This is a genomic window from Paenibacillus sp. USDA918EY, assembly GCF_009870825.1.
Classification (GTDB): domain Bacteria; phylum Bacillota; class Bacilli; order Paenibacillales; family Paenibacillaceae; genus Paenibacillus_AQ; species Paenibacillus_AQ albilobatus.
This window is the reverse complement of the sequence record NZ_WTWY01000031.1, coordinates 1-25,035: the sequence shown is the minus strand read 5'-3', so window position 1 is coordinate 25,035 and position 25,035 is coordinate 1. Positions and strand designations below refer to the sequence as shown.

Annotated in this window: 18 protein-coding genes; 5 read left to right on the top strand and 13 right to left on the bottom strand. The window is 51.3% G+C overall.

The features are described from left to right. Positions 1-272: 272 nt before the first annotated feature. A complete protein-coding gene (locus GQY55_RS30235; RefSeq protein WP_236575967.1) occupies positions 273-1,295 on the bottom strand; it encodes an SGNH/GDSL hydrolase family protein in 1,023 nt (340 codons plus the stop codon). 276 nt (positions 1,296-1,571) lie between these two features. On the opposite strand from GQY55_RS30235, the gene GQY55_RS30230 reads away from it, so the two are divergent. Next, a complete protein-coding gene (locus GQY55_RS30230; RefSeq protein WP_160045631.1) occupies positions 1,572-2,633 on the top strand; it encodes a GntR family transcriptional regulator in 1,062 nt (353 codons plus the stop codon). 39 nt (positions 2,634-2,672) lie between these two features. Beyond that, positions 2,673-3,680, top strand: coding sequence for an SGNH/GDSL hydrolase family protein (locus GQY55_RS30225; RefSeq protein ID WP_160045630.1), 1,008 nt, complete (start codon positions 2,673-2,675; stop codon positions 3,678-3,680). Positions 3,681-4,037: 357 nt separating this feature from the next. On the opposite strand, the gene GQY55_RS30220 is transcribed toward GQY55_RS30225, so the two are convergent. The 3 genes from GQY55_RS30220 to GQY55_RS30210 all read right to left on the bottom strand — a co-directional run bounded on the left by GQY55_RS30220 (position 4,038) and on the right by GQY55_RS30210 (position 7,499). Then, entirely contained in the window at positions 4,038-5,585 is a 1,548-nt protein-coding gene (locus GQY55_RS30220) for an extracellular solute-binding protein (protein WP_160045629.1), read from the bottom strand. 90 nt (positions 5,586-5,675) lie between these two features. Next, positions 5,676-6,587: a carbohydrate ABC transporter permease gene (locus GQY55_RS30215; protein ID WP_160045628.1), complete on the bottom strand. Its 912-nt coding sequence runs from the start codon at positions 6,585-6,587 to the stop codon at positions 5,676-5,678. 45 nt (positions 6,588-6,632) lie between these two features. Beyond that, positions 6,633-7,499 (bottom strand): ABC transporter permease, encoded by an 867-nt coding sequence (locus tag GQY55_RS30210; RefSeq protein WP_236575966.1) that lies wholly within the window; start codon positions 7,497-7,499, stop codon positions 6,633-6,635. Between the two features lie 347 nt (positions 7,500-7,846). Between GQY55_RS30210 and GQY55_RS30205 the strand changes: the two genes are divergently transcribed. Next, a complete protein-coding gene (locus GQY55_RS30205; protein ID WP_236575965.1) occupies positions 7,847-10,048 on the top strand; it encodes a helix-turn-helix domain-containing protein in 2,202 nt (733 codons plus the stop codon). 151 nt (positions 10,049-10,199) lie between these two features. Here the strand turns inward: GQY55_RS30205 and GQY55_RS30200 are convergent, their stop codons facing one another. The 7 genes from GQY55_RS30200 to GQY55_RS30170 form a co-directional block, all read right to left on the bottom strand. Continuing rightward, a complete protein-coding gene (locus tag GQY55_RS30200) occupies positions 10,200-11,819 on the bottom strand; it encodes a DUF4185 domain-containing protein (RefSeq protein WP_236575968.1) in 1,620 nt (539 codons plus the stop codon). 360 nt (positions 11,820-12,179) lie between these two features. Beyond that, on the bottom strand, positions 12,180-12,848 hold the full coding sequence (locus GQY55_RS30195) for an SGNH/GDSL hydrolase family protein (RefSeq protein WP_160045625.1): 669 nt from the start codon (positions 12,846-12,848) through the stop codon (positions 12,180-12,182). Beyond that, entirely contained in the window at positions 12,845-15,886 is a 3,042-nt protein-coding gene (locus GQY55_RS30190; RefSeq protein ID WP_160045624.1) for an alpha-mannosidase, read from the bottom strand. Before GQY55_RS30190 ends, GQY55_RS30195 begins: the two co-directional genes overlap by 4 nt. Positions 15,887-15,976: 90 nt before the next feature. Then, positions 15,977-17,602, bottom strand: coding sequence for an ABC transporter substrate-binding protein (locus tag GQY55_RS30185; protein ID WP_160045623.1), 1,626 nt, complete (start codon positions 17,600-17,602; stop codon positions 15,977-15,979). Between the two features lie 109 nt (positions 17,603-17,711). After that, entirely contained in the window at positions 17,712-18,608 is an 897-nt protein-coding gene (locus tag GQY55_RS30180) for a carbohydrate ABC transporter permease (protein WP_160045633.1), read from the bottom strand. A gap of 11 nt (positions 18,609-18,619) precedes the next feature. Continuing rightward, the gene (locus GQY55_RS30175) at positions 18,620-19,474 is read right to left on the bottom strand and encodes an ABC transporter permease (RefSeq protein WP_160045632.1); all 855 of its coding nucleotides are present in this window, start codon (positions 19,472-19,474) and stop codon (positions 18,620-18,622) included. A gap of 334 nt (positions 19,475-19,808) precedes the next feature. Further along, on the bottom strand, positions 19,809-20,657 hold the full coding sequence (locus GQY55_RS30170; RefSeq protein ID WP_160045622.1) for a helix-turn-helix domain-containing protein: 849 nt from the start codon (positions 20,655-20,657) through the stop codon (positions 19,809-19,811). 164 nt (positions 20,658-20,821) lie between these two features. Here GQY55_RS30170 and GQY55_RS30165 point away from each other — a divergent pair, with 164 nt between their 5' ends. Both GQY55_RS30165 and GQY55_RS30160 read left to right on the top strand, forming a co-directional pair. Beyond that, the gene (locus GQY55_RS30165) at positions 20,822-21,763 is read left to right on the top strand and encodes an MTP-1 family protein (protein ID WP_160045621.1); all 942 of its coding nucleotides are present in this window, start codon (positions 20,822-20,824) and stop codon (positions 21,761-21,763) included. Between the two features lie 336 nt (positions 21,764-22,099). Next, the gene (locus GQY55_RS30160; protein WP_160045620.1) at positions 22,100-23,179 is read left to right on the top strand and encodes a substrate-binding domain-containing protein; all 1,080 of its coding nucleotides are present in this window, start codon (positions 22,100-22,102) and stop codon (positions 23,177-23,179) included. Positions 23,180-23,476: 297 nt separating this feature from the next. Here the strand turns inward: GQY55_RS30160 and GQY55_RS30155 are convergent, their stop codons facing one another. Together GQY55_RS30155 and GQY55_RS30150 are read right to left on the bottom strand one after the other, a co-directional pair. Beyond that, positions 23,477-24,073: a DUF1989 domain-containing protein gene (locus GQY55_RS30155; protein ID WP_160045619.1), complete on the bottom strand. Its 597-nt coding sequence runs from the start codon at positions 24,071-24,073 to the stop codon at positions 23,477-23,479. 565 nt (positions 24,074-24,638) lie between these two features. Further along, positions 24,639-24,914 carry a hypothetical protein gene (locus tag GQY55_RS30150; RefSeq protein ID WP_160045618.1) on the bottom strand — a complete coding sequence of 92 codons (276 nt, stop codon included), beginning with the start codon at positions 24,912-24,914 and terminating at the stop codon, positions 24,639-24,641. Positions 24,915-25,035: the final 121 nt, after the last annotated feature.

Below are 25,035 nucleotides of genomic sequence, written 5' to 3'. Positions count from 1 at the left end.
ATGCGCAACCATCGGTTGTTCATCCTCGGTAAAGAGCAAACGGCCGCGCACGCTACGATTGCCTTCCGGGTGACAATAACTCTCCGTATTTGTAAATCCAAAGCTTGTTTGCGCCCGTTAGCCCCTGATTGTTGAATATTTCTGTATCTAAAAACCAAAAAGAAGACACACAGGGGCATCCTGTTGTCTTCTTTTTTTATGTAGGCGTACATTCGGTAAATCTTATATCGAAATTACCTTTACCATCCATTTTTGCCGATACAAGAACGATGTCAAAACACGCATTCCGTTGCGATCGACGGACGCTTAAGCAGTTCCCAACCGGTTTTGGCGGATATAAACGAGGCCAGCTCCGAGCCCATGCGGTAATGCGTCTGATAGCCGGGATGGTAACGGCCGCCCCATCCTTCGACCTCCGGATGAATCAATCCCAAATCAACCACGAATACCTTGGCGTTTCCGTTTTGATTATAATGGGACACGACCTGTTTCACGCTGGCAAGATAGTTGTTATTCATGGTTCCGACACAGCAAAAGACATACGGGTCGTTATATGTTTCCAGGATAACCTGGATGAATTCGATGTAGGCGGCAATATACTCCTCATCATCAATCGGCGTCGAATAATCGTTCTGGCCCAGATTAATGACGACTCCATCAGGAATATACCGGGAAAAGTCCCATGGCGCCGTCCCTTTGCCGAGCGTCCCGGAAAAATGTTCCGGCAATCCTTGCCTGCCCCCTATCGCATCCTGCCAAACGCCGATTCCGCAGATGGCCATCGTATGATATTCCGCATTCAACATTCTGGCGCTGATTCCGACGTAGGACATGTAGCCGTCATCCAGTTCCGGAGCTTCTGCGAGCTCATGCGGATGGCCGATCCCCGCTCCATCGGTGATGGAATCGCCGAAGTATTCCAGCCGGACGGGTTTTGCCGCGGGCGGGGCAAGGAAGCGTCCGCCGTCAGGCAGAGAAAATTGATGAAACGTTATACTGCCGGTCAGAATCCCCGTACGCTTGTGGATCTCCAACGTATGTTCACCATCCGGCAGCCCCTGTTGGATGATGTATTCATGGACGCCCTTCTTCAGGTTGATCCAATTACGGGCGACGCCGTCCACTACAATTTCAACGTAATCCTGGCCGCTGAATCCCTCGGCCGTCATCGAAATGGCCGTACCTCGGAAGGCAACAAAAACGGCGCTGTTTACCCATCCGCATGTCGGCTTCTCTTTCTCGGCGAGATCGAATCTCCCCATCAGCCTGGCATATTTCGTAAAGCTAAATTCCAAAGCTGCTCCTCCCCTCAGCATCTGCATCGAAGTAGACTTTCTGAACAATCCTATTCCCATAAAATAAAGTATACTTTATTATATGATAATCATATATTTATACTATCATTCTGGTTATGTTAGGTCAATGAAAAACCTAATTTACGAGTTCAATATATACATATATAATAGTAATAGAAACGTTATATTGAATTTAATATATAATTAAAGTATACTTTTATATAATTTGAATAACGTCAGATAGAATTCTGGAGACTGTAAAAAAGGAGAGTTTTTGTGAACGAGCCGAAGTACGAGACGGTAAAACAAGCGCTGCTGCATCAGATTGAAGCCGGCGAGCTTCGACCCGGCGATCGATTGCCTAGTGAAGAAGACCTGATGAAACAATTTCAAGTCAGCGGCATCACGATCCGAAAAGCGATGACGGAACTGGCCAACGAGGGCGTGATCACGAGAATCAAAAGAAAGGGCTCTTTTGTCAACGGAGCTCAAGCCGCGGACCATTCGAGCCGTTTGATCGCATTCATTTTATCGGCAGAAGACAATTACGATGTCTCTTATATGAAGATCATCAAGGGCGCGCAACAAGCGGCGGCCGAATTCGGTTACTCCTTGATCGTGGAATGGAGCAACGAAAATTTGGCCGTTGAACGAGCATCCATTCAGAAAATGCTGGACCGGAAAGTCGACGGCTTCCTGATTTATCCGTTCGATCCGAAGCAAAGCAAGGATAACTACCTGTTCATCGAACAAAACAACATCCCCTACCTATTGGTAGACCGGTACAACGTGGATCATCCCAGCTATTTTTCCGGATGCAACAACTACGACGGGGCGATCCTCGCCACCCGGGAGCTGATCCGCCTGAAGCATACGAAAATAAAATTCGCGAGCTACCACTTCTTCCTTCATTCCGAGCAGGAGCGGTTCGCAGGTTATTGCAGCGCCATGCGCCAAGCCGGGCTTCCGGTAACCGACGATCATTTGTTGACCCGCATGGATTATGACGCCTTAGCCGACAGCGTGATGAAGCGGGACGTTACCGCTTTGTTTTGCTCCAATGACAAGCTCGCCGTTGAAACCATCGAACAATTGACCGGCCGCGGCGTCAACGTCCCGCAGGATGTTTCCGTTATGGGATTCGACGATTGGGACCATGCCGGCAACCTGTCGATCGGACTGTCCACCGTTCGGCAAGACTTCGAAGAAATCGGCAGAAATGCCGCGAACTTGCTGAACCAGGTTATCCAGGGCCAAACCCATGGAGGCAGCACGAAAATATTGTCGGGCGTTTCGTTGGTGCTCCGGGAGTCTACATGCGAGAATCCTTACGCATAAATCCTTTACTCAAGTAGATCTATGAAAGGAAGGTATGTTATGAAATTCGACTTTTTGAATTCAAGTCTGAGACACGGGCTCTTCCGTCAAGAGCAGGACGGAATCTCCTGCTTTCTTCCCGGCAGCGCGATAACCGTACGCTTTCAAGGGCGGGAAATTACCGCCGAAATCGAGGACGTCAACAGGGAAGGGAAAAGCTGGGTTAACGTCTATATCGACGATCTTCCGGTACGGGTGATGAGAATCGATCCGGATAACCGGCTGTACCAGCTGGCGGATGACCTGGAGGACGTCCCCCATACGTTAACGCTGCAAAAACGTACGGAAGCGGCATTCGGCAGCATTAAATTTACCGATCTAACGGCGGAGAACGGGACCTTCCTAAGCCCGCCGTCCCCTCTGCCCCACCGGCTGCTCATCATCGGCGATTCGATCACGTGCGGCTTCGGCAACGAGGCGCAGATTCCATGCGACTGCGATGCTTCGCGCGAAAATATCGCGCTTGCTTACAGCTCGCTGACCGGTCAGCTTTTGAGAGCCGAAACGTTGATCGTCGGCGCGTCCGGCACCGGCTGCTTTCAGAATTTCGGCGGTGCCAAGGAAGGCCGCATGTCGGATTATTTTATGGATACCTTCTGTCCTGTTCTCGATCAAGAAGCCATGGATCCGTTTCATCCTGACATGATCGTCGTTAATCTGGGGACCAATGATTGGTCCGCGCCCATCCGGCCTTCGGATTACATCGAACAATACCGCAAATTGACGGGCTTTATCCGCGGAAGATATCCGTCCGCCCCATTGTTCTGCGCCATCGGTCCGATGACGCTTGATCCCGCTCCCCATTTGAAGGCTCTCGTCCAGCGTCTCCGCGAAGAAGGCGACGACAACGTTCATTTTGTGGAATTTCCGCTCATCAAGCGGCCGGAAGACGGAATGGGAGGCTGCGGACACCCCTCCGTCAAGAAACATCGGCAAATGGCCGAACAATTGGCCGGGACGATCCGTCAAGTTTGTTCCGTTCCAGCCCCGTTTACCGGCAGCCGTTAGAACATAACGACCCGCAAAAAGGACCGCTTCCGACACGAAGCTGTCCGAACTTATCAAGGGCGATTTCGTCAAAATATCCAAACATGCCTCGTAATAACTTTCGTAATATGTTGCGACTTGATGCAGAAAGAAACGGACTAGCGTAAACTCAGACGCTAGTCCGTTTCTATTTGCTCATGAGTCGCCATTTTGAGCTGCTTTCGCTCGACATGGGCCGCTCCCCATTGATGCAAGGTTCAGCTTTGCTGAAATTTATATCATCCAAAAAAGCCTGCTGAAGTTTTTCAGCAGGCTTGGCCTTTTCCTATAGGAAGCGGTCCTTTTTTTGCGGGTGGTCGTTTCGACGAACGGCCACTTCTATTTTGCCAAGTAGGCGTCGACCTGTTTCTGCAGCTCAGTCTGGATCTTCTTAAGCACCGCTTCGCCTTCCGATTTGAACTTGGCGAAATACTGGTCCGGATCAAGCGCGCCGTTAAATAATCCGCTGTAATATTTGGCCTGAATGGTCGAGAACTGGGCCACTTCGTTCTTCACCGGCGTCGGATCGAACGTGAATCCGGTGAGGATGTCCTTCGTGAAGTTGTCGGCCTTCGTAATGAACTGACTGTACTTCCGAGTCTCTTCGTCCGTACCGGCCCACTCCCGCTCTAACGTAGGATTGAGCATGAGCTGGAACGAGACGATGCCGCCATCGTTGTTCAGCGTTTCGTATTGATGCTCGCCGGCCGGTTTCCAGTTTACGCCTTCGATGCCGTGCTCCAGCAAATCATAATTCTCCTGCTTGTTCGCCCAGTCGAGGAACATCATCGCGCGGTCTTTATGCTTGCTCGTCTTCACGATGCAGATAAAGTTATCCATCTTGAAATTGGACAGGTTCTTCCCTGGGGTGAGGTCAAACAGGCGCACGGCTTCCAGCTCGCCGCCCGGTACGACCTGTTTCAGCTGGTCGTTGAACGATTGGGGAATTCCGAAGGCCATTTGGGGCGTAGCCGCTACTTTATTCTGAAGCTGCATTTCCGCCGGGCTGCTTTTATTCGTCAAGACGTCCTGCGACATGACCTTGTCCACGAACAGCTTGCGGACATCCTGGATGCCTGACCAAATCTTAGGTTCCTTGGTTTCAAAGAAGTTGTAGACCTTCCCGTCGTTGCCCTTGTAATACAGCATCAGGCTGGCTCCGGCAAAATTCGTCGGACGGATGTTGACGCTGGTATCGTCCCGGATCAGCCAGTTGACCCAGCTGTAGGTCACGTCGTCCGCGCCTGCGAGAAGCGGCGTAATACCGGATTTACCGTCACGGACGGCGTAGAGATAAGCTTTCAAATCTTCATACGTCTTTACGGGCGGCAGGTTTAACTGCTCCCTCAGATCCTTCCGGATGAAGATGGATCTCTGTTGGGTATAGGCGCTTCCCAAGGGAACGCCGTAGATGCTGCCGTTAATTTTGTTCGCGTCCCACATTTGTTGCGGCCGCGTCTTTTTCACATTGGGGCCGTATTGGTCCAGAAGTCCGCTTAGTTCTTCGTAATAGCCCTGGGAAGCCATCGTGTCCAAATGCAGCCACGGAGCGTCGAACATCAAATCCACGCTCTCTCCTGAAGCCAGCATAACGTTGGTCTTCTGATTCAGGTCGGCAAAATCGACGAATGTAAATTTAACCTGCGTATTGATGTCGGCTTTTAATCTCTTGTTAACTTCTGCCAGCACCTCGTCATAGTTAGCCCCCTTTGCCCCTGGAATGACAACCTCCAAGGTGACCGGATCAAGGGATGAAGCGCCGGAAGCGCCGGATTCCCCGGAACCGGCGGGTGCGGCGGCGTCCCCGCCGGCGCCGGAGCACCCGGATAAAGCGACGGCTAGTCCGAGCAGCACCGGCATCAAGAACTTGCGTTTTGATTTGGCCATGTCAATGAACTCCCTTCAATATATTCATCTTTTATAGAAAGCGGCTGGGCCGGTCCAGATCGACATGCTCAGCCATTGCGTATCAAGCCGCTAACCTTTCACCGAGCCGAGGGTCAAGCCCTTGACAAAATACTTCTGCACCATCGGATAGACGAGTATGATCGGACCGATCGTCAAGCATACCGTCGCCAGTTTGACCCCTTCCGCAGGCGGCAGCGTCAGCACGTTGCCGTGATTGAGCGACGTGAGCTGCATCTGCGACATGAGCTGCCGGAGAAGCATCTGGAGCGGGTACATATCGCTGTTATCGATAAACAGAAGCGACAGCCACCAATCGTTCCAGTATTGCAGCGCGTAGAACAAGCTGATCGTCGCGATCACCGGCGTCGAGATCGGCCGGATAATTTTGAAGAAGATCGTCCACTCCCCTGCGCCGTCCATGTTAGCCGATTCGTTCAACTCGTAAGGCAGCGAGCGATAGAACGAGACCAAGATAAACGCAAAGAACGGATTCATGACGTAAGGGAGCACAAGCGCCCACAGCGTATCTTTCAGATGCAGCCACTGGACAACCAGAAGATAGAAGCCGACGAGCCCCGAGCCGAAGACCATCGGCACGTAAGTCATAAACGAAAGGAAGCCGCCGTATCGGTTCTTCGGATGGGCCAGCACGTAAGCAAACAACATGGTGACGACGAGGCCGAGCACGGTTCCGATGGCCGTTACCGCAATGGTGATGCCATAGCTGGTAAACATTTGCTTGCCCTGAAGGAGGAATCGATAGGACTCCAACGTAAACTCATCCGGCCATATGGAGTATCCGTTCACCGCCAAGCTTCGGGTGCTGGAGAACGAATTGATAACCATCAGCCAAAAAGGAAGCAAGCAAACCAGCGCAAACAGGATCAGGAACAGTCCGAACAACCACACCGCCATTTTATCGGATAACCCGCCCTTCCGCCGGACTCGCGCGGGCGGGGTCAGAGCAACCGGACGATTCATATGGGATTCACCTCCCTTTGCTTTTCGCGAAATTTGAACAACCTTTTAAAATAATCTGGAGTCTTTATCGATTTTCCGAACCAACGCATTAAACGAAACGACGGCGATCAGCCCCATGATCGACTGATAGAACACGATAGCCGACGACATGCTAAAATTGCCGAGCTGCCTTAACGCCCGATAGGAATATGTATCGATGACGTCGGTCGTCGGGAACAGAATCCCGTTGTCCCCGATAATTCCGTAAATCATGCCGAAATCCCCGTAGAAGATCCTACCGACTCCCAGGAGGACCAGAATAATGATTTGCGGCTTCAGCAAGGGCAGCGTGATGTATTTCATTTGCTGCAGCCGCGTGGCCCCGTCCAGGCGGGCGCTTTCATAATAATCGGAGGAAAAACCGGTAATGGCCGCAAGCAAAATAATCGAATAGTAACCGGCGCTCTTCCAGATTCGCGTTAACGTGAGGATGATCGGCCATACCCAGGGGGTCTGGTACCAATCGACGGATTGAAGCCCGGTCATGCTCAGCACGCGGTTAATCAGGCCGTCCGTATTGTTGAATAAAATGAATGCCATATACCCGACGACGACCCAGGAAATGAAATAAGGAAGGAAGACGACGGATTGGATCGTGCGTTTAAACCATTTCAAGCGAATCTCATTCAAGAAAAGAGCGATGAGAAGCGCAAAAACCATCTCGAAAATAATGAACAGCGCATTTAAATAAACCGTATTGACCGTCACTTGAATCCAATCCCGATTGGAGAAAAAGAAGCGAAAGTTGTCGAGCCCCACCCAATCACTGCCCCATATGCCTTTGCTGATCTGGAAGTCCTTGAACGCCAGCAGATGTCCGGACAGAGGAATGTAGGAGAAGACAACGAGAAAGACGATTCCCGGTATCGCCATTGAATACAAGCCCCGGTTCTTTGCAAGATCTCTTAACACTCTCAATGTATAGTATCCCTCCATTCGATTTGGTCTGTCCGATGTGGCCATATCCTGACAGTGTTTATTATGTACGGTAGGATGGCTTCGGGAATAGTCCTCATTGTGTCACAAGAAGTACTGAAATGCGGAAAGGATGCGCGCATTCGGCTTCCGGCGCCGTCTTGATTTCTACTTTGTCAAAATGAGGACTTCACATGAACGTCAGGATATGATTGAGTAAGGAGGTCAATCCATCAGCAAGGGGTGCTGGAATTTATATGAGGATCAAGCCTATTTTGCAGAAGACCTATTTTCGTACCTTTTTATTGCTAACCACCGTTCTGATCTGTTCCATCCTTCCTTTCGTCTATTTACTGTCTGCGGAATTCTCAAAATATACCATGCTGGAGGTGCGCAGCAATTCGCAGAACGAAGTCAACAACCTGGCATCGAAGACCGAAATGATTCTCGGTAAATTGAAGGCTTACGGGCTCAGCATGTACGCCGATCAGAGCATTCAGAACTGGTTTTTCGATGCAAGCAATGACCCGCTCATCGATCACGCCGCACTCGTCGCCCAGTCCAATTTCATGTCGACCGAACCGCTCATCCAGCGATCCTATCTGATCAATCTCAAGCACGGTCTTGTCGTCGATTCCAAAGCCGGCATCGTCCGTTTTGAATCGTTTGCCGACCAGAGCATGCTGAAGCGGGTGAAATCATTCCACCGCGAATATTTGCACTTTTTTAATCATTCGGCGGACGGTTCCGACTGCCTGGCTCTCATCCTGCCTGCGACTCCCGAGAAGCCGTCTGACTTCTATCTCGTGCTGCTTGTCGATAAACCGCTGCTGTCGAAGCTTTTGTTAGGCCAAACGACCTCCACGGAGCAGGACATTCGGATTCTCGACGAGGACGGGCAGCTTCTATTAGGCTCGTCCGATCCCGCGCTGAGCGAACAGCTTTATCAAGCGGGCCGGGAACAGCAGCGCAGCGTTTTTCAGGTTAGGCTTCCGCATCAGAGATGGTTCGTCAATACAGCCAAGCTGAGTACCGAAAATTGGACCGTATACTACTCGAACGAGTATCATACTTTGACTCGCCACATATCCTCCTTCCAGCATAAATTGATAACGTATACATTATTGCTGCTGGGCATCGTCTCGGCGTTGTTCTTCTGGAGTTCGCGCCGTTCCTTGCGCTCCATCACCTTTTTGTCGGAGAAGCTGAAAGGAAAGGTTGGATTCGCAAACTCCGCGTCCGATGCCATACCGGATATCCAATGGATCAACGACGGCATCGATCTGCTGCTGAACAACGTGGAGCAGCTTCATACTTCCATGCGAAACCAATCCGAACTCGTTCGAACGGAGTTTCTCGCCCAGTGGATGCTGCACGGGACGCCGGGCACCAAGAGCTACGAATATATCCGGAGCCAGACCAAGCTGGCTTCCTGCGACGTTCTGTTTTTGGCCGTCCTTCGGATCGAAACGTATACGGCCTTTTGCGAACGCTATGACTTCCCCTCCCGGAAATTGATCAAGTATGCCATACGCAATATTAGCGAAGAAGTGATTGGCACAGGCTCTTATGCGGCCGAAGGCTTGGATATGGGGGGCGACCATCTGATCCTGGTCATCGGGAGCCATGAATCGGGAGAGCTTCAGCTGCGACGTCTTCTGGAGGAGTCGCACCATCAGGTGGCGCGCATATTAAACGTCGAAACAACCGTTGCCGTCAGCAACGCCTTTGACTTCGGCACGAATATCCGGAACGTATATGATCATATCTACGAATTGACGATGCTGCGATTCCTTAAGGGAGAAAAGCAAATTTTCCTGGAGAGCGATTATGAAGAGTTTATGGCAGGATATCCTTCCGCATCCGAAGCGCTGGAGACGACCGAAATCATCAAGGCCATCCGTCGCGGCCGCCCGGAGACCGCCGTCCATTTGCTGCGCGAGCAAATGAAGCATGTCCATGAGCTGCCTTATCGCGACTATAAGCTCAACCTGACCTATTTTACCTACGATCTGCTCAAAAACTTCAACAAATCCAGCGTCCTGCACGAGATGAGCAGCATCCACCAACTGCTCGAGCGGTACGGCACGCTGTCCGAGTTTCAAGCGTGGCTGGAGGGCATCGTCACGACGCTCGCGTCCGAGACCGAGGCCCCGAAATCCCCAAACCGCAAAGAAGAGATCGTGCTGGAGATCAAAGAATACGTGGACAGCCACCTGCAGGATGCGCAATTATCGATCGAGCAGGTGGCCGACAATTTCTCCTTCTCCGTGAGCTATATCCGGCAGCTGTTCAAGGAAATCATGAACATGTCATTGTCCGAGTACATTCTCCAGGAGCGAATCGAAAGAGTAAAGGAGAAACTGGTATCCAGCCAGCTTTCGGTGCTCGAGATCGCGGATCAATGCGGCTTCCTGTCCAAAGGCCATTTCTTCTCCGCGTTCAAGAAGTTCACGAATCTGACCCCGAAGCAGTATCGGGAAAACCACCGGGACTTCTCCAGGTAAAAATATCGCCGTTCCCGCTTCACATGAAGAAGCCGCAGGCAAGGATAATACGCAGGAACAAGCTATAGAACGAAAAAGACCTTTCCGGTAAAGCCCCGCAGCGCTTTCGGAAAGGTCCTTATTTCGATGATTTCAAAAATGGTTCGGCGCCCTATTGACCTGCCGTTCCTTGAACCGGCTCAAGCCCCAGCTTAGGATCCGCCAAGTCGAGTTTATACATGACTTGGTTGTAGTTATACCGCGGCGTCGGGACATGATTCGTGAACGTATTCGTATAAGTCCCCTCGAAGTAGATGACCCGGCCGCCGGCCTTGTTGAAGGTTTTGTGCTGGGCCACGTTGTAAAACGTATAATTGTTATGCGTGACGATCTTTTTGGCACGGGTCCAAGGACCTTGAGGCGCAGGAGCTTCCGCGTACCAGATTTCCCCGAGCACCGACGACTTGCCTTGCGTCTGCTGCCCGATCATCACGTAACGCTGCCGGTAGTCGTTCCATTCGACCGAGCTTGAGGCGATTTCAACCGCCTCGCCGGTATCGGCATCTTTCAATTGATAATAATGCGGGTCGTCCGCTTGGATCAGGCCCAGCTGGATCAATTCCTTCTCCTGATTTTGGTTCAGCGGCGGGGTGTTCTTTTTCCAGCCCCATACGAGCTTGCCGTCTGCGCCGCGTTCCAGCGACGTTTGGGCCCCGTTATATGTCGTTCCCGGCGTCAGGCAGGTAAACGACTCGTATTGGGTATAGTCGATGATGGCGTCGTAGCTGGCGGGAACGCGCAAATTCGGCATCCGGTGCTCGGTAAAAAGCCAGTAGCCCTTGCCGTTCTCCTCATAATAGGTCGCCTGGCCGCCCGGATGGCGCCAGTCGTCTTTGGAAGGGAACTGAACGACTTGCTCGAACTCCTTCGTATCGTCGTTGAAGGCAAGAATGCCGAAGGCGCTCAGATCGGGATTATGCGTGCTGTAGCCGGCGAGCAGGCGCTCCCGTCCGGTGCCGTCCTTGGCGGTCATCAAACCGAATACCCAGGCGATTCCGGCGCCGTCGGGCAGTGGCGGCACCAAACTTTTGACGAAACCGTCCTCTTTCGTAAAATAGTTCAGGTTGACGCCGACGTCCGGATCCAATCCCCCCTTGCTCGGAAGCTTGGAAGTCGCACCCGTCACGCGGAAGTTCCCCAGCGGATAGGCCGGTCTGTCCGTATCGCCCCAGAACCAGTACAGCTTATCGTTGTACTCGATCGTCTGCACGGAATCCTGTCCCATGACCAGACCGTTGATCAACGGCTCCTGAATCGGCGCCTGCAAACCAAGCAGCACGCTGTCGCGATAAATGCCTTGGCCCGTCACCCGATACAGCCGTTCGGCGACATTGACCCGGTTCATCTTGATCGTCATCGTGCCCCCGGGTGATATCTGTACGGCCTGCCCGCGGTTGCCGAACATGTCGGCAGGGATATCGTATCCGTCGCTCGACAGATGGAAGAAGACCGTCTGATCCATCAGGCCCGGCTCGTTGAAGGCCACGACCCCCGCACTGTCCGTGTAATACAAGACGTTGTTCGTCGTCTTCAGCTCGACAAGAGGAATGCCCCGGCCCGTCTCGGCATCCACGATCTTGATCATGAACGGCTCCTGTACCTTTTTCTTCGCGCTGCTCGCATTCAGCTCGGCGCTGCTTCCCTCTCCCTGCGCCGCCATCGCGGCGCCCGGCGCCGTCATGACCATCAGCAGCGCGCAAGTCCATATTCCCGCTCTTTTCCACGATTTCATTTTCACTGCACTTCCCTCCCGGTTTTTGTCGTTTGGTTGGAATACAATCGATGAGCTGCCTCATACACCCCCTGTTCGAATCTTTTTTTCGCTTGAGACGACTCTTCGTTTCACAAGACGACTCTCCATTTCATAACAAAAAGCAATAGCAACGGCCGGTCGTTTCACCCGGACACGAACTCCCCTAACCACCTCCTTTCAAAGCATGGTTGCGATACGATAGGAAGATGAATCGAATGTAAGCGGATACAATATTTTTTGTACGGAATACCCGCTCTGGCGAATAAGGCAGGTCCGCTTCGGCGCGAACCTCGAAAGAAATTCGCGCCGAGCTCGGCCTGCATAGGGCGTATAGCAGGATCAGTTGCTGGAACGCATCCGTGACCAATCGAAGCCGAGCGCCTCCAGCAGCGCGCTCGCAATCAACAAATGGCCGGTCAAATTCGGATGCACCCGGTCGGGAGCCAGCAGCGTCGGATGTACGTAGTCGAAACGGCTGGCGAAAGCCGCCTGCGTATCCACAAACGATGCGCCTACCCGCTCCGCAACCCTCTTGGCCGCGCCTCCGAACTCATCCATCCGGCTGCGCATGCGGTCCAAAGCATTCGGCTCCAGATAGAACGGCGTCATGACCACGAGTCCTTGCAGGCCCGGGAGCGCCGACCGTACCAGCTCTTCCAGGGTCTGCTCGTATTCTTCGCGACTCACATGCGACTCGGGGATCGCGGGTTGGTCGAACTGCCGCCATACATCGTTGATGCCGATCATGACCGTCAGCCAATCCGGCTTCAGATCCAGCACGTCCGTCTGCCATCTGGCCTTCAAATCCCGGACCGTATTGCCGCCGATGCCCATATTCGTCACGCGAATGGAGAGCTCCGGATATGCCGCCTGCAGCATCCCGTCGACAAGCGCGGCATATCCTTTGCCGACGCCCTGGAACAGTCCTTCCCCGAACGGATATTTACGTTCGCAGTCCGTGATCGAGTCGCCGATCATGACCAAGCGTTGTCCTCTTTCCAGCTTCATCCTTTATTCCTCCCGTTCACTTGGAGACGGACCGTCTTCACCTCGAACGGACGGAACTCAAGCCGTACATGTTCGCCTTCGTGCGGCAATTCCGCCACGTTCTCCTCCAGCATATTCGTATCATAAACCGCCTTAAGGGACAGCCCGAAATGAAGCTCGCACGCCACGGAAGCTCCCTTGCTCTCGTACAGACGAACGATCCAACCGCCCGATTCGTCTTCGGCCAGCTTGACCGTCTCCGCGATCACATTCGCTTGATCGATGGAGAGCAAAGATTGCATCTCTTGGCTTCCTCCCGGCACGAGGTTGACAGGATAGTTAAGCTCGTAGGCTTCCCGTACGACAGGACTGTCCAAGAACGCGCCGTTCCAGAACGTAAATCCGTAAGTAAAATGGTGCACCCCTTGGTCGGACGTTTCATCCGGCCACGTCGGAGCCCGAAGCAGCGTCAAGCTCATCGTGTTATCGTTGACGGATATGCCGTATTTGCAGTCGTTCAGCAGCGCGAAGCCGCGGTTCGCCTCTGCAAGCGCAGACCACTTATGCTGAACCACTTCGTAACGATCCGCATCATGCGGGCGCGAAGCATGGTTCGGCCTCCTCACGTAACCGAACTGAATTTCCTGCAGCGACTCGTTCGTATGAACGCGGACAGGGAAGTCGACTTTCAGCAGCTTGTTCTTCTCGTACCAGTGAATCGTCGTGTGGAATTCCACCCGGCGGCTGCCGGCACGCAGCCGGATATCCTGAACCATGGTCGACTGGTTCAATTCGCGCTCGACCCGAATCGTCGCGAAGATCGGACCGTTCGCGGTGACGGTTACCTTGGCGCTTGCATTGAGCTCGACAGGCGCCAAGCGGTAGCGCCGGTCGATTTCCCAAGCATCGAAATCCGAATTTTGATCCCGATACATCCGCATGACGTTGCAGCGGTCCGCCGCCCATTCCGTGCCGGTCTCTTTGTCGAAAATACGGGCAATCTCTCCCTTTTCGTTCACTTCGAGCGCGATCCATTCGTTCTCCATATGCGATTCCGTTGCCATCACGGCGGGCACGGCAGGGTTATCGGCCGCTTCCGGCACCGCCTTATACGTCGACCAGCCCATGGAAGGAGCCTCCACCTCGGCATAGCGGACGCCTTCGTGCAGCTGCACCGGCAGAACCTCTCCGTTTGCTATCCCATGGACGCCGGCTGGCAACGCAACCAGTTCCTTTCTTGGCCAGGAGAGCGAGTTAAAAACGGTAACGCGGGAAACATCGCCGTCCGTAAGCGCCTCTCTTGCGACGAAAGCCATGCCATACACCTTCTGATTCAGTTCCTTCAGCTCAATCTGCGCCTCCTCATGGACGCGATGGATGGATGAGCCCGGCAGGATATCGTGGAATTGGTGCAGCAGCAGATTCTTCCATAGACGGTCCAGCTCTGCGTGCGGGTAGGTTCGGCTATGAAGCAGCGCCGCCGCCGCTCCCCAAAGCTCCGCTTCGCGGAACCCGATCTCCGCCTTCCGGTTCAGCTTTTTAATGATGGCTTGCGTCGTATACGTTCCGCGGTGAGCGGGATAATAGAGCTCTCCTGTGTATTTTTTATCAGGTATGCCCTTTTCGATCTGATCCTCGAAATATTCGATCGGCGAGCCATGCTTCGTCTTGGGAACCCCCTCCAAGTTACCGAGCCTGCGCATAAACTCGAGATCATCCCGATTGGAACCTCCGCCACCGTCCCCATGCCCGAACTGGGTAAGGCGCGTAGAAATGCCTTCAAGCTGAACGCGATCGTTCCACTGATGGATTAAGAACGACGGATTGATCCGAATCGGGTAGTAATCGCCGTAGTTCATCAGATGCGTCAAAATTTGCGAGCCGTCAATCCCTTCCCACATGAACGTGTTATGCGGGAACGGATCCGCTATATTGTCATAAGTACCGAACAATTTTGTAGATGCGAAATACTTGATCCCGCAGCCCTTCATGATTTGCGGCAGGTTTCCGGCATAGCCGAATACGTCGGGCAGCCACAGCATTTCGTTGTCCACGCCGAATTCTTCCTTGAAGAACCGCTTGCCGTGCAGCGCCTGGCGGATCAGGCTCTCGCCGCTTGGCAGATTCGTGTCGGGCTCTACCCACATGGAGCCTTCGGGAACGATTCTCCCTTCCTTCACCGCCTGTTTGATGCGCTCATACAGCTCCGGATACAGCGTCTTGACCAACTGGAACAGATACGGCTGGCTCTGGGTGTACGTGTATTCCGGATATTCGTCCATGAGCGCCAGCTGATTGGACATGGTCCGCGCAATCTTCCGCTTCGTTTCCGCGAGCGGCCACAGCCAGGCGACATCCAGGTGGGACTGTCCCATCAGGTACAGCGTCGGCGCCGTTGAACCGTTCACGCAGGAGAGGAGCGGCTCCATGATCTTTCGGCACTCTTTTACATTCTCTCCCAACCTTTCCTGACGCAAGGTCAGGTCAAGCGTCGCAAAAACCTGGGTCAGGCAACGGTCAATCTCCGCAACGCGGAGGGATTTGGCATCGAGATGGTTGCGGAGATCGTACAAGCATTCCAAATCGATGAAAAATTGGTACACTTCCTCTTCAAAAACGCAGAGCTGCGACTCTCCGAACGTCGGTCTGGAATCCGAATGGCCGGCGTACGCTTCCGCGACAATTTCAAATGGCTCGCCGGCTTTCGCCGAACGGGTTAAAGTGACGTAATGATGGTTAAGGTCTTTGGCGCCGCTTACGATACCGTTAATGTATACGGTCGCTTCGGATCCAAAATCAAGCATGGCCACAAGCCGTTTGCCTTCGGCCTCCTCGGGAACGACGATGGTCGCGCGGAACCAGCCGTATCCCCATTGTTCTCCCCACCGTTGACCTGGAGCGATGCTTTGGAACGGTTGTCCGTTCATTTCATGAATGAACAGTTGTTCCATCGTCGTAAAACCGGAAAAATCGATGGGGGAAACCTTCGTTATCATATATTGATCTCTTTTATTCAGCAGCTTTTCGGCATGGAATAAAATCTCTTTTTTTTCACTCATGGTTCTGTTCACATCCTATGGTTTCGTAATCTACGATCCTATCGCTCTTGATATACCTCCCGCTGCAGCCGGCAGCGGGAGGACTTGTCTCTATTCATTAGCCGTGGCTCTTTGCGCGGCATCGTTATAGATTTTCAGCACCTCATCAATGTTGCCCATTTTCTTGACCTTATCTATGAATGCCTGCCAGTTATCGAAGCTGTTCTTGCCTGCCACGAATTTGGCCTGTTCTTCCGTAACGAACGTCTTCACCGGGTTCATAATTTCCGATATCCGCTGGCTTTCATTCCCCGTAAGCTGAATCAACGGTTCGCTGAGCCAGGAAGGAACATAGTCATTCTTGGGCATCGGCAGACTCGTCAGGAATTGCGACTTCTCGATCGGCACCTCTTCGTATTTGCCGTTAAATACCGTATAGTCTGTCGCGGCAAAATCCACGAACGCTCTTGCGTCGCTCACCATTTGCAGGCCGGGGTTATAGTTTCGGCTTGCGCGCATGCCGTATTTATCGCCTTCAAGCCATGGATCTTTGGCCGTTTTGAGCGAGTCGACAAAGGTCGGAAAGCCGTCTTTCCCGACCGTATAGGTCGTGCCCTCGATTCCCCAAGTGATGAGCCGGATCATTTCATCCGAATATTGATAATCGATGAATTTGATCAATTCTTCAGGGTTTTTCACTTTGGAGCTTACGCCGTACGCTCCCCAGCCCAAGTCAGGGGTGTTGCCGTTTACAACTTCCTGCCACGCCTTTCCGTACTTCGGATTGTCGGGATACAGCGAAACCGCGAAAATTTTGCCGTCGTCGGCCGTTCTCGTGTACTCGGCCGGCGTCGTGAACCACTGCGTCAGCCACATCAGGTTGTCGCCGTTCAGCGCTTTTCTTTTCAGCGTATCGTCCGTATCAATCGTGTACTCCGGATCCAGCAGCTTCTCCGCATACAGCTTATTCGCAAATTGGAGCGCATCTTTATATCCTTCTTCCAAAACGCCGTATACGTATTTCTCTCCGTCCCAGAAAATATCGTCCCGGATGTGATTCGCGGAGAACAGCGATCTCAGGCTGTTAAATTTCGTTGCGACGGGATATTTGTTCGGATAGAGCTCTTTAAGTTTTTTGGCGGCTTCATAAAATTCATCGAGCGTTTCCGGAATTTTGATGTTATTGGCCTTGAACACGTCATAGCGGTAAGACGACGTATTCTGAATGAGCATGCCGCGATCCTCAGGGAACCTGGGCGTAGAGGTTTCTTTGAAGGTGTACATCTTGCCGTCGGCATCCGTTACCCGCTTCATTCCGTTCTTGACCTTGCTAATGTAGTTCATATAGTTCGGCATTAAATCTTTATATTGGGTTAACTCGAGAAGCTGGCCCTGCTCGGCCATTTCGCTCGTATCATAGAATAATGGCGTCACGAAGAAGTCTGTCAGATCGTCGCTGGCAATCATGAGCTTGACCTTTTCGTCATACTCGGAAGATGGAATATAGTTATATTTAATTTCTACCTTCTTGCCCATGTAAGCTTCCATGCGTTTTTGCCATTCCTTGCCTACCAGGCTATTCGGATTATCCACGCCGTTTGAAGGCAGCGTCACCGAGAAGCGCATCACGTCTTGATTGTCTTCGTCGGCAACGGAATTCCCGGACTTATTCGAACATGCGGAAAAAACCATCAGCACGGCCAGCCCAAGGACAAACATTTTTGCAAGTTTGCTCATTCGATTCCCCCCTAATTTGCACAATAAACCGCTTCTAACGAATCCGTTACTCATGACTTGTCATGAACCGTCTACGCAATCACCTCCTTACTTCGCCGCATCCGCTGTTTTAGCCTTTGATGGATCCGACGAATATGCCTTTGGTGAAATGCTTCTGGAAGATCGGATAGATGCACATGATCGGAAACATGGTAATAATGATGACGCTCATTCGTACCGCCTTCGGATCAAGCGTTTCGCCCGGGGCATTAATGGCAACCAAGCCGCTTCCGACCCGCCCTTGAATCGCCGTCGTGTCCAAGGTGAACAGGTAATTCCGGAGCACCATCTGCAAAGGATACATGTCCTGGTTTCGCAGATAAATCAAAGCTTCAAACCAACTGTTCCAGCTTCCGACCAGACCGAACAGGGCAAAGGTTGCAAAAAGCGCCTTCGACAACGGCAGGATGATCTTGAATAGAACCACCAAATCGTTCGCGCCGTCGATCGCGGCGGAGTCCTTGAGTTCTGAAGGAATATTCAGAAAGAAGGTTCGAAACAGGAACACATTGTAAGCGCTGATCGCGCCGGGGAGAATCATGACCCATACCGTATCCAATAAATGCAGACTGCGCATAAGCAGATAGGTCGGGATGAGGCCCCCGCCGAAAAACATCGTAATCATAAGGAAAATGGTAAGAAATTTCTTGCCCGCAAATCCCGGAACCGTGAGCGGATACGCCATCAGCGCCGTGAACAGCAGCATGATGCCCGTAGAGCCGGCCGCATAGATGATGGAGTTCAAATACCCTTTAAAAATGTATGGATCGCGGAACACCGTCGTATACGCATCCAGATTAAACCCCTTAGGCCAAATGGTTACGCTTCCGGAGGAGATGTAACGCGTGCCGCTTAGCGACGTCGCGATAATGTTTAGAATCGGATACAGCACGACAATCAGGATGAATAGCATGATAACAACATTGATCACATCGAAAGCTCTGGAACCGATGCTAGCCTTTTTCAACATCCCACCACCTAGAACAAACTCGTTTCTGAAACTCTCCGGCTGATCCAATTGGTCAAGAAAAGAATTATGAAGGATATGGCCGACATGAATAATCCAATCGCCGTCGTATACTCGTATTGCGCGCCTAGTATACCTTGACGATACACATAGGACCCGATGACATCCGCTACCTCGTAAGTCTCAGGCGAATAAAGCAGAATGATCTTTTGGAAATCGCTTCCGAGGATGCCCCCCACGGCAAAAATCAGCAAAATGATCGTGGTCGGTTTGAGCGACGGCCATGTGATGTGCACGACCTTCTTCCATCGGCTGGCGCCGTCCACCTCGGCCACGTCATACAGCGTAGGGTCAATTCCGCTTAATGCGGCAAGGTAGATGATCGTCCCGAACCCGACGCCCTGCCATATGCCGGAAGAGATGAAGATCGTCCGGAAATAACCCGGCTCGAGAAGAAACATGATAGGGTCCCCGCCAAAAAAGGCGACAATTTGGTTGAACAAACCGTCTCTTGCCGTAAATTCCTTCAGCATGCCCGCAACGATGACGACGGAAATAAAATGCGGGAAATAAGAAACCGTCTGTACAAGCTTCTTAAAGCCCTTGTTTCTCAGCTCATTAAACAGCAGAGCCAATATAATCGGCGCCGGGAATGACCATAACAAAGTATACAAACCGAGAAGCAACGTGTTCTTTAAAACCCTGAAGGCCATGGGATCGTTGAAAAAGGAAGCGAAGTACTTGAACCCCACCCATTCGCTCCCCCATATCCCCTTGGAAGCATTAAAATCTTTGAATGCGATTAAAATTCCGTACATCGGAAAATAGTGAAAGACTAACAGCGTCAAAAAGCCGGGAAGCACCATAAGGTATAAGTAGCGGTGCCTGACGATCCTGGCGACGAGCCTGTTATTGGTTTTCAAGGAAACACCTCCTGACGGTTAACATGTCGCGGCTGGATACGGATGACACGATGGCTCGCAGATCCACGAGCTTGGCCGTTGGGTTCGCTTTTTATGTAAACGCATTCATTTTCACCTCCAGACTTGCATCGAAAACGTATAGCTTCCAGCTACCGTCCTACACAGATCGTTCCCCCATGACGTTTTTCGAAGTTATTATGATAGGTTAAAAAATAACACATACTATTTACTCCGTCAATATATAAAATCACCTGAAATTTCTTTGATTATCAGTATACTATCTGTTAATTATGCCGAACTGGCGATATCGATGGGGCGTTAGGTTATGCTTCCGCTTGAACAGGTCATAAAAGTAGCTGATGTTATCGAGTCCGATCTCCAGGCTGATATCCACGATTTCCATATCGGTGTTTAGCAGCAAATTCTCGGCGTATGACATTCTCAGCTCGTTAATGTATTGGGTCGGGGACATGCCCAGATGCTTTCTGAACATTCTGCATACGTAAGCGTGCGATTTGCCCGACAACCCGACAAGGGCCGCCGTTCCCCGCGTGAAGTGCTCTTTCTTTTTGGCTTCTCTGCATAGGGCCTTGAACCATTCCGGCTGTCCGGTTCGTTCGATCGGATCCGCTTCGGCCTTGATGTACCGGGAGAACAGGTCGGTCAAGATGGCTCTAACCTCCGCTTTGACGGCCGGCTTCTTCTCCTGCGGGATCAGACTCAGCTGGTCCAGCCGGTACCGCACGTATTCTTTCTCCGTTTTGGACAGCAGGGTCGACGGCGGCATGGCCGGCTCAAGCAGCCTTTCGCTCGGGAACCCTTCTCCCAGGAAAGAAATCAGGTCGTCCAGGACCTCCCGATTGAACGACAAATTGATGAACTGGCAATCGCCGCCCGTCGTCTGCTCATAGCAGTGAACGTCCCGGTCGCGTATGAACACGAGCGCGTTCTCTTCCAACAGCTGACGGCTGCCGTTAATGACATGCACGACGCTTCCCTTCAGAATAAGAAACAATTCAAAGAAGTCATGCGTATGCATGCCGATCGTATCGCGCACCGAAGAGATCAAACGATAGTGGGCCTGAATTTCCGAATCAATGCCGTCTGCCGCAAAAAGCTTCATCATTACTTTCCCCTCCTTGTTTGTATGAAGGCAAGCTCCTCCAAGGTCAAAACACCATAATGCATTCCAAAATGGAGCAAGATTTGGCGCAAAATGTTCGGTTAGGATGGATGTGAACTAAATAGGATGAATGCGTTTATTGAAGTCTGAAAGGAGATTTGCCACGAATGAACTTACTCAACCTGCGTCAGCAATTCGAAGAAAACAAACGCATCTATGAAAGCGCCAAGCTTGTCTTCCGCGGAGTCGAAGGCTTCGATGTCTACAATCCCTCGATTCCGTTCGAATGGAACGGCAAGCGTTACATTTATGGGCGCGTAGAAAGACGGCAAGAGTGGGCAAGATCTTGGGTGCGCCTGTTCGAGCAGAGCGGTCCGGACGAATGGACCGTCGTGCCGAATACGATGATTTATCAGCTGGAAGACCCTTATATCAGCGTGATCGACAAACAGCTCGTACTCGGCGGTACGCATGTTCGTTACAATCTGGGACGGCTCGATACCTTCTACGGTTATTTCTATAAAGGCCGCGATCTTCATGATCTCTTCTACTTCACGACCGGCCCGGATGATATGAAGGACATTCGGCTCGTCGAGCTCCAAGGCGGCAAGATCGGCGTCTTCTCAAGACCGCGCGGCGAAGAGGTACGCAAGGAATTCGGAAGCGAATCCTTGGTCGGATTCACGGTCATCGATAGCCTGGGCGACCTGTCCCGGGAAGTCATCGAGAACGCCCCGTATATCCGCGGACTGTTCGGCAAGGATGAGTGGGGCGGCTGCAACCAGGCATACTTGCTCGAAAGCGGCAAGATCGGCGTCATCGGCCATATCTGTTACGCTCAAGGAAACCAATCGACCTATATGAATATGGCCTTCGTATTGGACCCGCAGACGAATCAATTCTCGGATTTGAAAATCATCGGCACCCGTCCTTGTTATCCGGACGGCCCCGCCAAGAAGGCGCATCTGACCGACTGCGCGTTCACCGCCGGCATCGAAATGCGTCCCGACGGCAAGGTTAATCTGTACAGCGGGATCGGCGATACCGAAGCGGCGCGCATCGTCATCGACTACCCGTTCGAAAAGGAAGGCGCCATCGTCACCTTCTAATTGAAAATGCAAGCATCGAGCTGCCGGATTCCCCGGCGGCTCTTTTTCATATTCCGATCAGGAGCGTGGTATCTTACCCTTCATTTTGCAAATGGTTATTCGTCCGAGGTTATTATAATAACTTTATAAAAACGCATACGTTATTTAACCCCATCCTAATACAGACCATCACGAAATTCAAACGTATTCTATAAATTTCGCTCCTTTTCTGCTTCATTATCTGAACATGAATCGGTTATTCGACAAAGCCCTTTTACAAGATAACCGGAATTACGTATACTTTTTAAAGAGATATGCGTTATAATTGAGGAAATGTTGATACGAGGTGAACCTGCTTTGAGCAATAAGGACCTGGCTCAGCCAAAGTACCAGATGGTAAAAGACTATGTCTTATCCCAGATCGAGAATCAGGAATTTACGAAGGACGACCGGATTCCGAGCGAGTCGGAATTTTCCAAGCTGTTGGACGTCAGTTCCATCACGGTGCGTAAGGCGCTGTCAGAGCTGGTCAACGAGGGCGTGATCTACCGCGTTAGGGGTAAGGGGAGTTTTGTCGCCAGCCAACCCGCCATCTCCGAAAAGACTTCGAATCTGGTCGCCTTCGTCATCTCCGGCGTCGACCTGTACGATAGTTCGTATATGCAGATTATGAGGGGCATACAGTCCTTTCTGGGCAAGCATGGTTGCAAGCTGATCGTCGAATTCGTGGAGAACGACTTCGAACAGGAACGCGAGCTCGTCCTGGGACTGATTCAAACGGAACTGCGGGGGTTGCTTATCTATTCTTCCGATCCCGAAGCAGCGAAGGGTTATCTCGGGGAAATTCGCAAAAAGTCGATTCCGTTCGTGATGCTGGATCGTTCCCCTTCCGGCTACCCGGTCAACGTCGTCACCTGCAACAACCACGACGGTGCTTACGAAGCCGTAGAATATTTGATACAGCAAGGTCATCGGCGAATCGGATTTGCGGCTTACGATTACCATTTAAGCCCGGAGGTCGAGAGATATAACGGTTACTGCAATGCCATGTCGAATGCGGCCATTCCGGTCCCCGATTCGCTTTTGTTCCTTGATAAGGAACTGGACTACGCCGAGCTTGCGCGCCTGATCCAAAGCGGGGAGCTGACTGCTCTGTTCTGCGCCAACGACAAGCGGGCCCTGGAGGTCATCGAGGAGCTCACCGCCCTTGACATTCGTATCCCCGAACAAATATCCCTCATGGGTTTTGACGATTTCGAGAGCTCCAAATTCGCCAAGGTCGCCTTGAGCACCGTGAAGCAATATTTCGACGTCCTCGGGTATGAGAGCGCGAAACTGCTGCTCGAGCTTACCGAAGGCTCGTCTTACGGCAGCAAGAAAGTCATGCTTCCTACAAGCTTGGTCTTACGTGACACGATCAAGCCAATCCAAGGCTAAAGCCATGCGAATAGCTGATTTAATCATGACCACCCGTTGGGCGGGTGGTTTGCACTTGGGGTATAACCCCCCTGTCGCCAAACTGCGCCTAAAGGCGCTAGCCTGACAATGAAATTGTTCACCGCACGCTATCGCGTGCTCAACTGATTAAAGTCGTAAACTAAAAAGAAGACACACAGGAGTAAACTGTTGTCTTCTTTTCTTTTAGACTTAAACCAGGAAATCGACGGGTCTGGCATGATCCAGCGCGGGCACGCTTGCCTGACAGGATTCGGAACAAATCGCCGTCCCTGGCATCTACGACATCGTTTCAATTATCACCATAACGGGCTTGCATGTCCAATTGTTGCATGGTCCTTCACTAACACTGCAAGCCGATATGCTGACTATGGCGTCCATTTCTGCTTTTAATGTAATTTTGTCTCCGGGGTTTGATAACGGCGGGGCAATCACGACATTTTTCTCTGGCGTAATGCTTGTATTCATAAAAATGTTCATCGGCTGCAACGTTTTAAAAGGAGAAATTCCAAATTCATGCAGGCTTTGATTGATATTGTCAAAGCAATTGCTATGCCCTTCTCCATTTTGGAACCAATGATTGTAAGTTTCTGTTCTGCAGCAAGGAAACATCAAGTCATGTACTCCCACATCATCGTGTACAATCGTAAACATAGGCCGATACAGATTCGTATACAAAGTGTCCCCTTTCGTAACAAGCAAAGAATCCTTGCATTCGACAGTGACCCCCGCTGAAAAAAACTCATTATAATCCAACGTATGGACCGCAAAAAAATCGGCAACCTGCTTTCCTTCGATATCGATTATAGTAATGGTTTCCCCTGTTTTTATTTGGAATGCTCTCCCCGTTTGTTTTTCAATCATATATTCTCTCATTAAAAGCACTCCTCTTCTGTTTATTAAGTTCAATTCCTTTTTGCATTATCACGAACCGAATCCATTTCAAAATCTCTCCTTTTACCCATAAGATATTCATCCCACTCCAATTTTCTTAACTCCGATACTTTTCTTGAGTGCAACAACGACCAGATTGCAAATACCAGCGCTATGACGGTAGTATATCAGTAAATGGAATGTTTACACATCCAACATCATAGTTCCAAACAGTCCATAATTAATTTTATATGGTTGGAACCTCTATTTGATGTGTGCACGATAATGAAAGTAATTCATAATGATAAGAGACCGTTCTGGCAGCAATTGCTTGGTCAAGCGATTCATACTATTACAAGCGGAATCTGGGCCTCAGGACGCGCTCGTCATGGAGATCGTGAGGGCGTTGCGCATCAGCTTGTCTCCCGCCGTCTGCGTCTTTGCTGAATAATACCGCTTTGTTACCTCCTTAAGACATCAACAATCCTGCCTGCTAGCTTCATAGCTGCAGAAAACCGATTAACATTCATAGATCATCGAACCGGCCATTTCTTGTCCATTCCTGCGGCTAAATATCCCGAAGCAGCGAAGTATTCAGCTCCGCCCTTCCCAGGTAACCGCTGCAGATGACAGGGCGGTTAATGATTTCGTAGAGTTTTTTAAGACCCGTAATGTACTCCTGGCTCCAAGATTCAAACAAATCGAATTCCTCTTTAGAAATTTGGTGGTACTCCGGGGTGTCGGCGATGCCCGTTAAGACCTCATACGCATAGATATCGTCGCCAAACTTTCCTACAGATTGGTATCTGCCTGTTTTCAAGCGGATGTAATCGGTGTATCTCAAGGTCATCACTCCATATGGATCATGAATATCGTACACTGATCATAATATGCCCTTCAGTACAACACAAACGCAAAAAACTCCATCCCCTAAGGGACGGAGTTGCTCCGCATTCCTTATTTAA

Bases quoted from the DNA above. Each gene is read 5' to 3' on its own strand.
- GQY55_RS30225 (WP_160045630.1), top strand. From the start codon at position 2,673: ATGAAATTCGACTTTTTGAATTCAAGTCTGAGACACGGGCTCTTCCGT.
- GQY55_RS30220 (WP_160045629.1), bottom strand. From the start codon at position 5,585: ATGGCCAAATCAAAACGCAAGTTCTTGATGCCGGTGCTGCTCGGACTA.
- GQY55_RS30215 (WP_160045628.1), bottom strand. From the start codon at position 6,587: ATGAATCGTCCGGTTGCTCTGACCCCGCCCGCGCGAGTCCGGCGGAAG.
- GQY55_RS30210 (WP_236575966.1), bottom strand. From the start codon at position 7,499: ATGGCGATACCGGGAATCGTCTTTCTCGTTGTCTTCTCCTACATTCCT.
- GQY55_RS30200 (WP_236575968.1), bottom strand. From the start codon at position 11,819: ATGAAATCGTGGAAAAGAGCGGGAATATGGACTTGCGCGCTGCTGATG.
- GQY55_RS30195 (WP_160045625.1), bottom strand. From the start codon at position 12,848: ATGAAGCTGGAAAGAGGACAACGCTTGGTCATGATCGGCGACTCGATC.
- GQY55_RS30190 (WP_160045624.1), bottom strand. From the start codon at position 15,886: ATGAGTGAAAAAAAAGAGATTTTATTCCATGCCGAAAAGCTGCTGAAT.
- GQY55_RS30185 (WP_160045623.1), bottom strand. From the start codon at position 17,602: ATGAGCAAACTTGCAAAAATGTTTGTCCTTGGGCTGGCCGTGCTGATG.
- GQY55_RS30175 (WP_160045632.1), bottom strand. From the start codon at position 19,474: ATGGTGCTTCCCGGCTTTTTGACGCTGTTAGTCTTTCACTATTTTCCG.
- GQY55_RS30170 (WP_160045622.1), bottom strand. From the start codon at position 20,657: ATGATGAAGCTTTTTGCGGCAGACGGCATTGATTCGGAAATTCAGGCC.
- GQY55_RS30165 (WP_160045621.1), top strand. From the start codon at position 20,822: ATGAACTTACTCAACCTGCGTCAGCAATTCGAAGAAAACAAACGCATC.
- GQY55_RS30155 (WP_160045619.1), bottom strand. From the start codon at position 24,073: ATGAGAGAATATATGATTGAAAAACAAACGGGGAGAGCATTCCAAATA.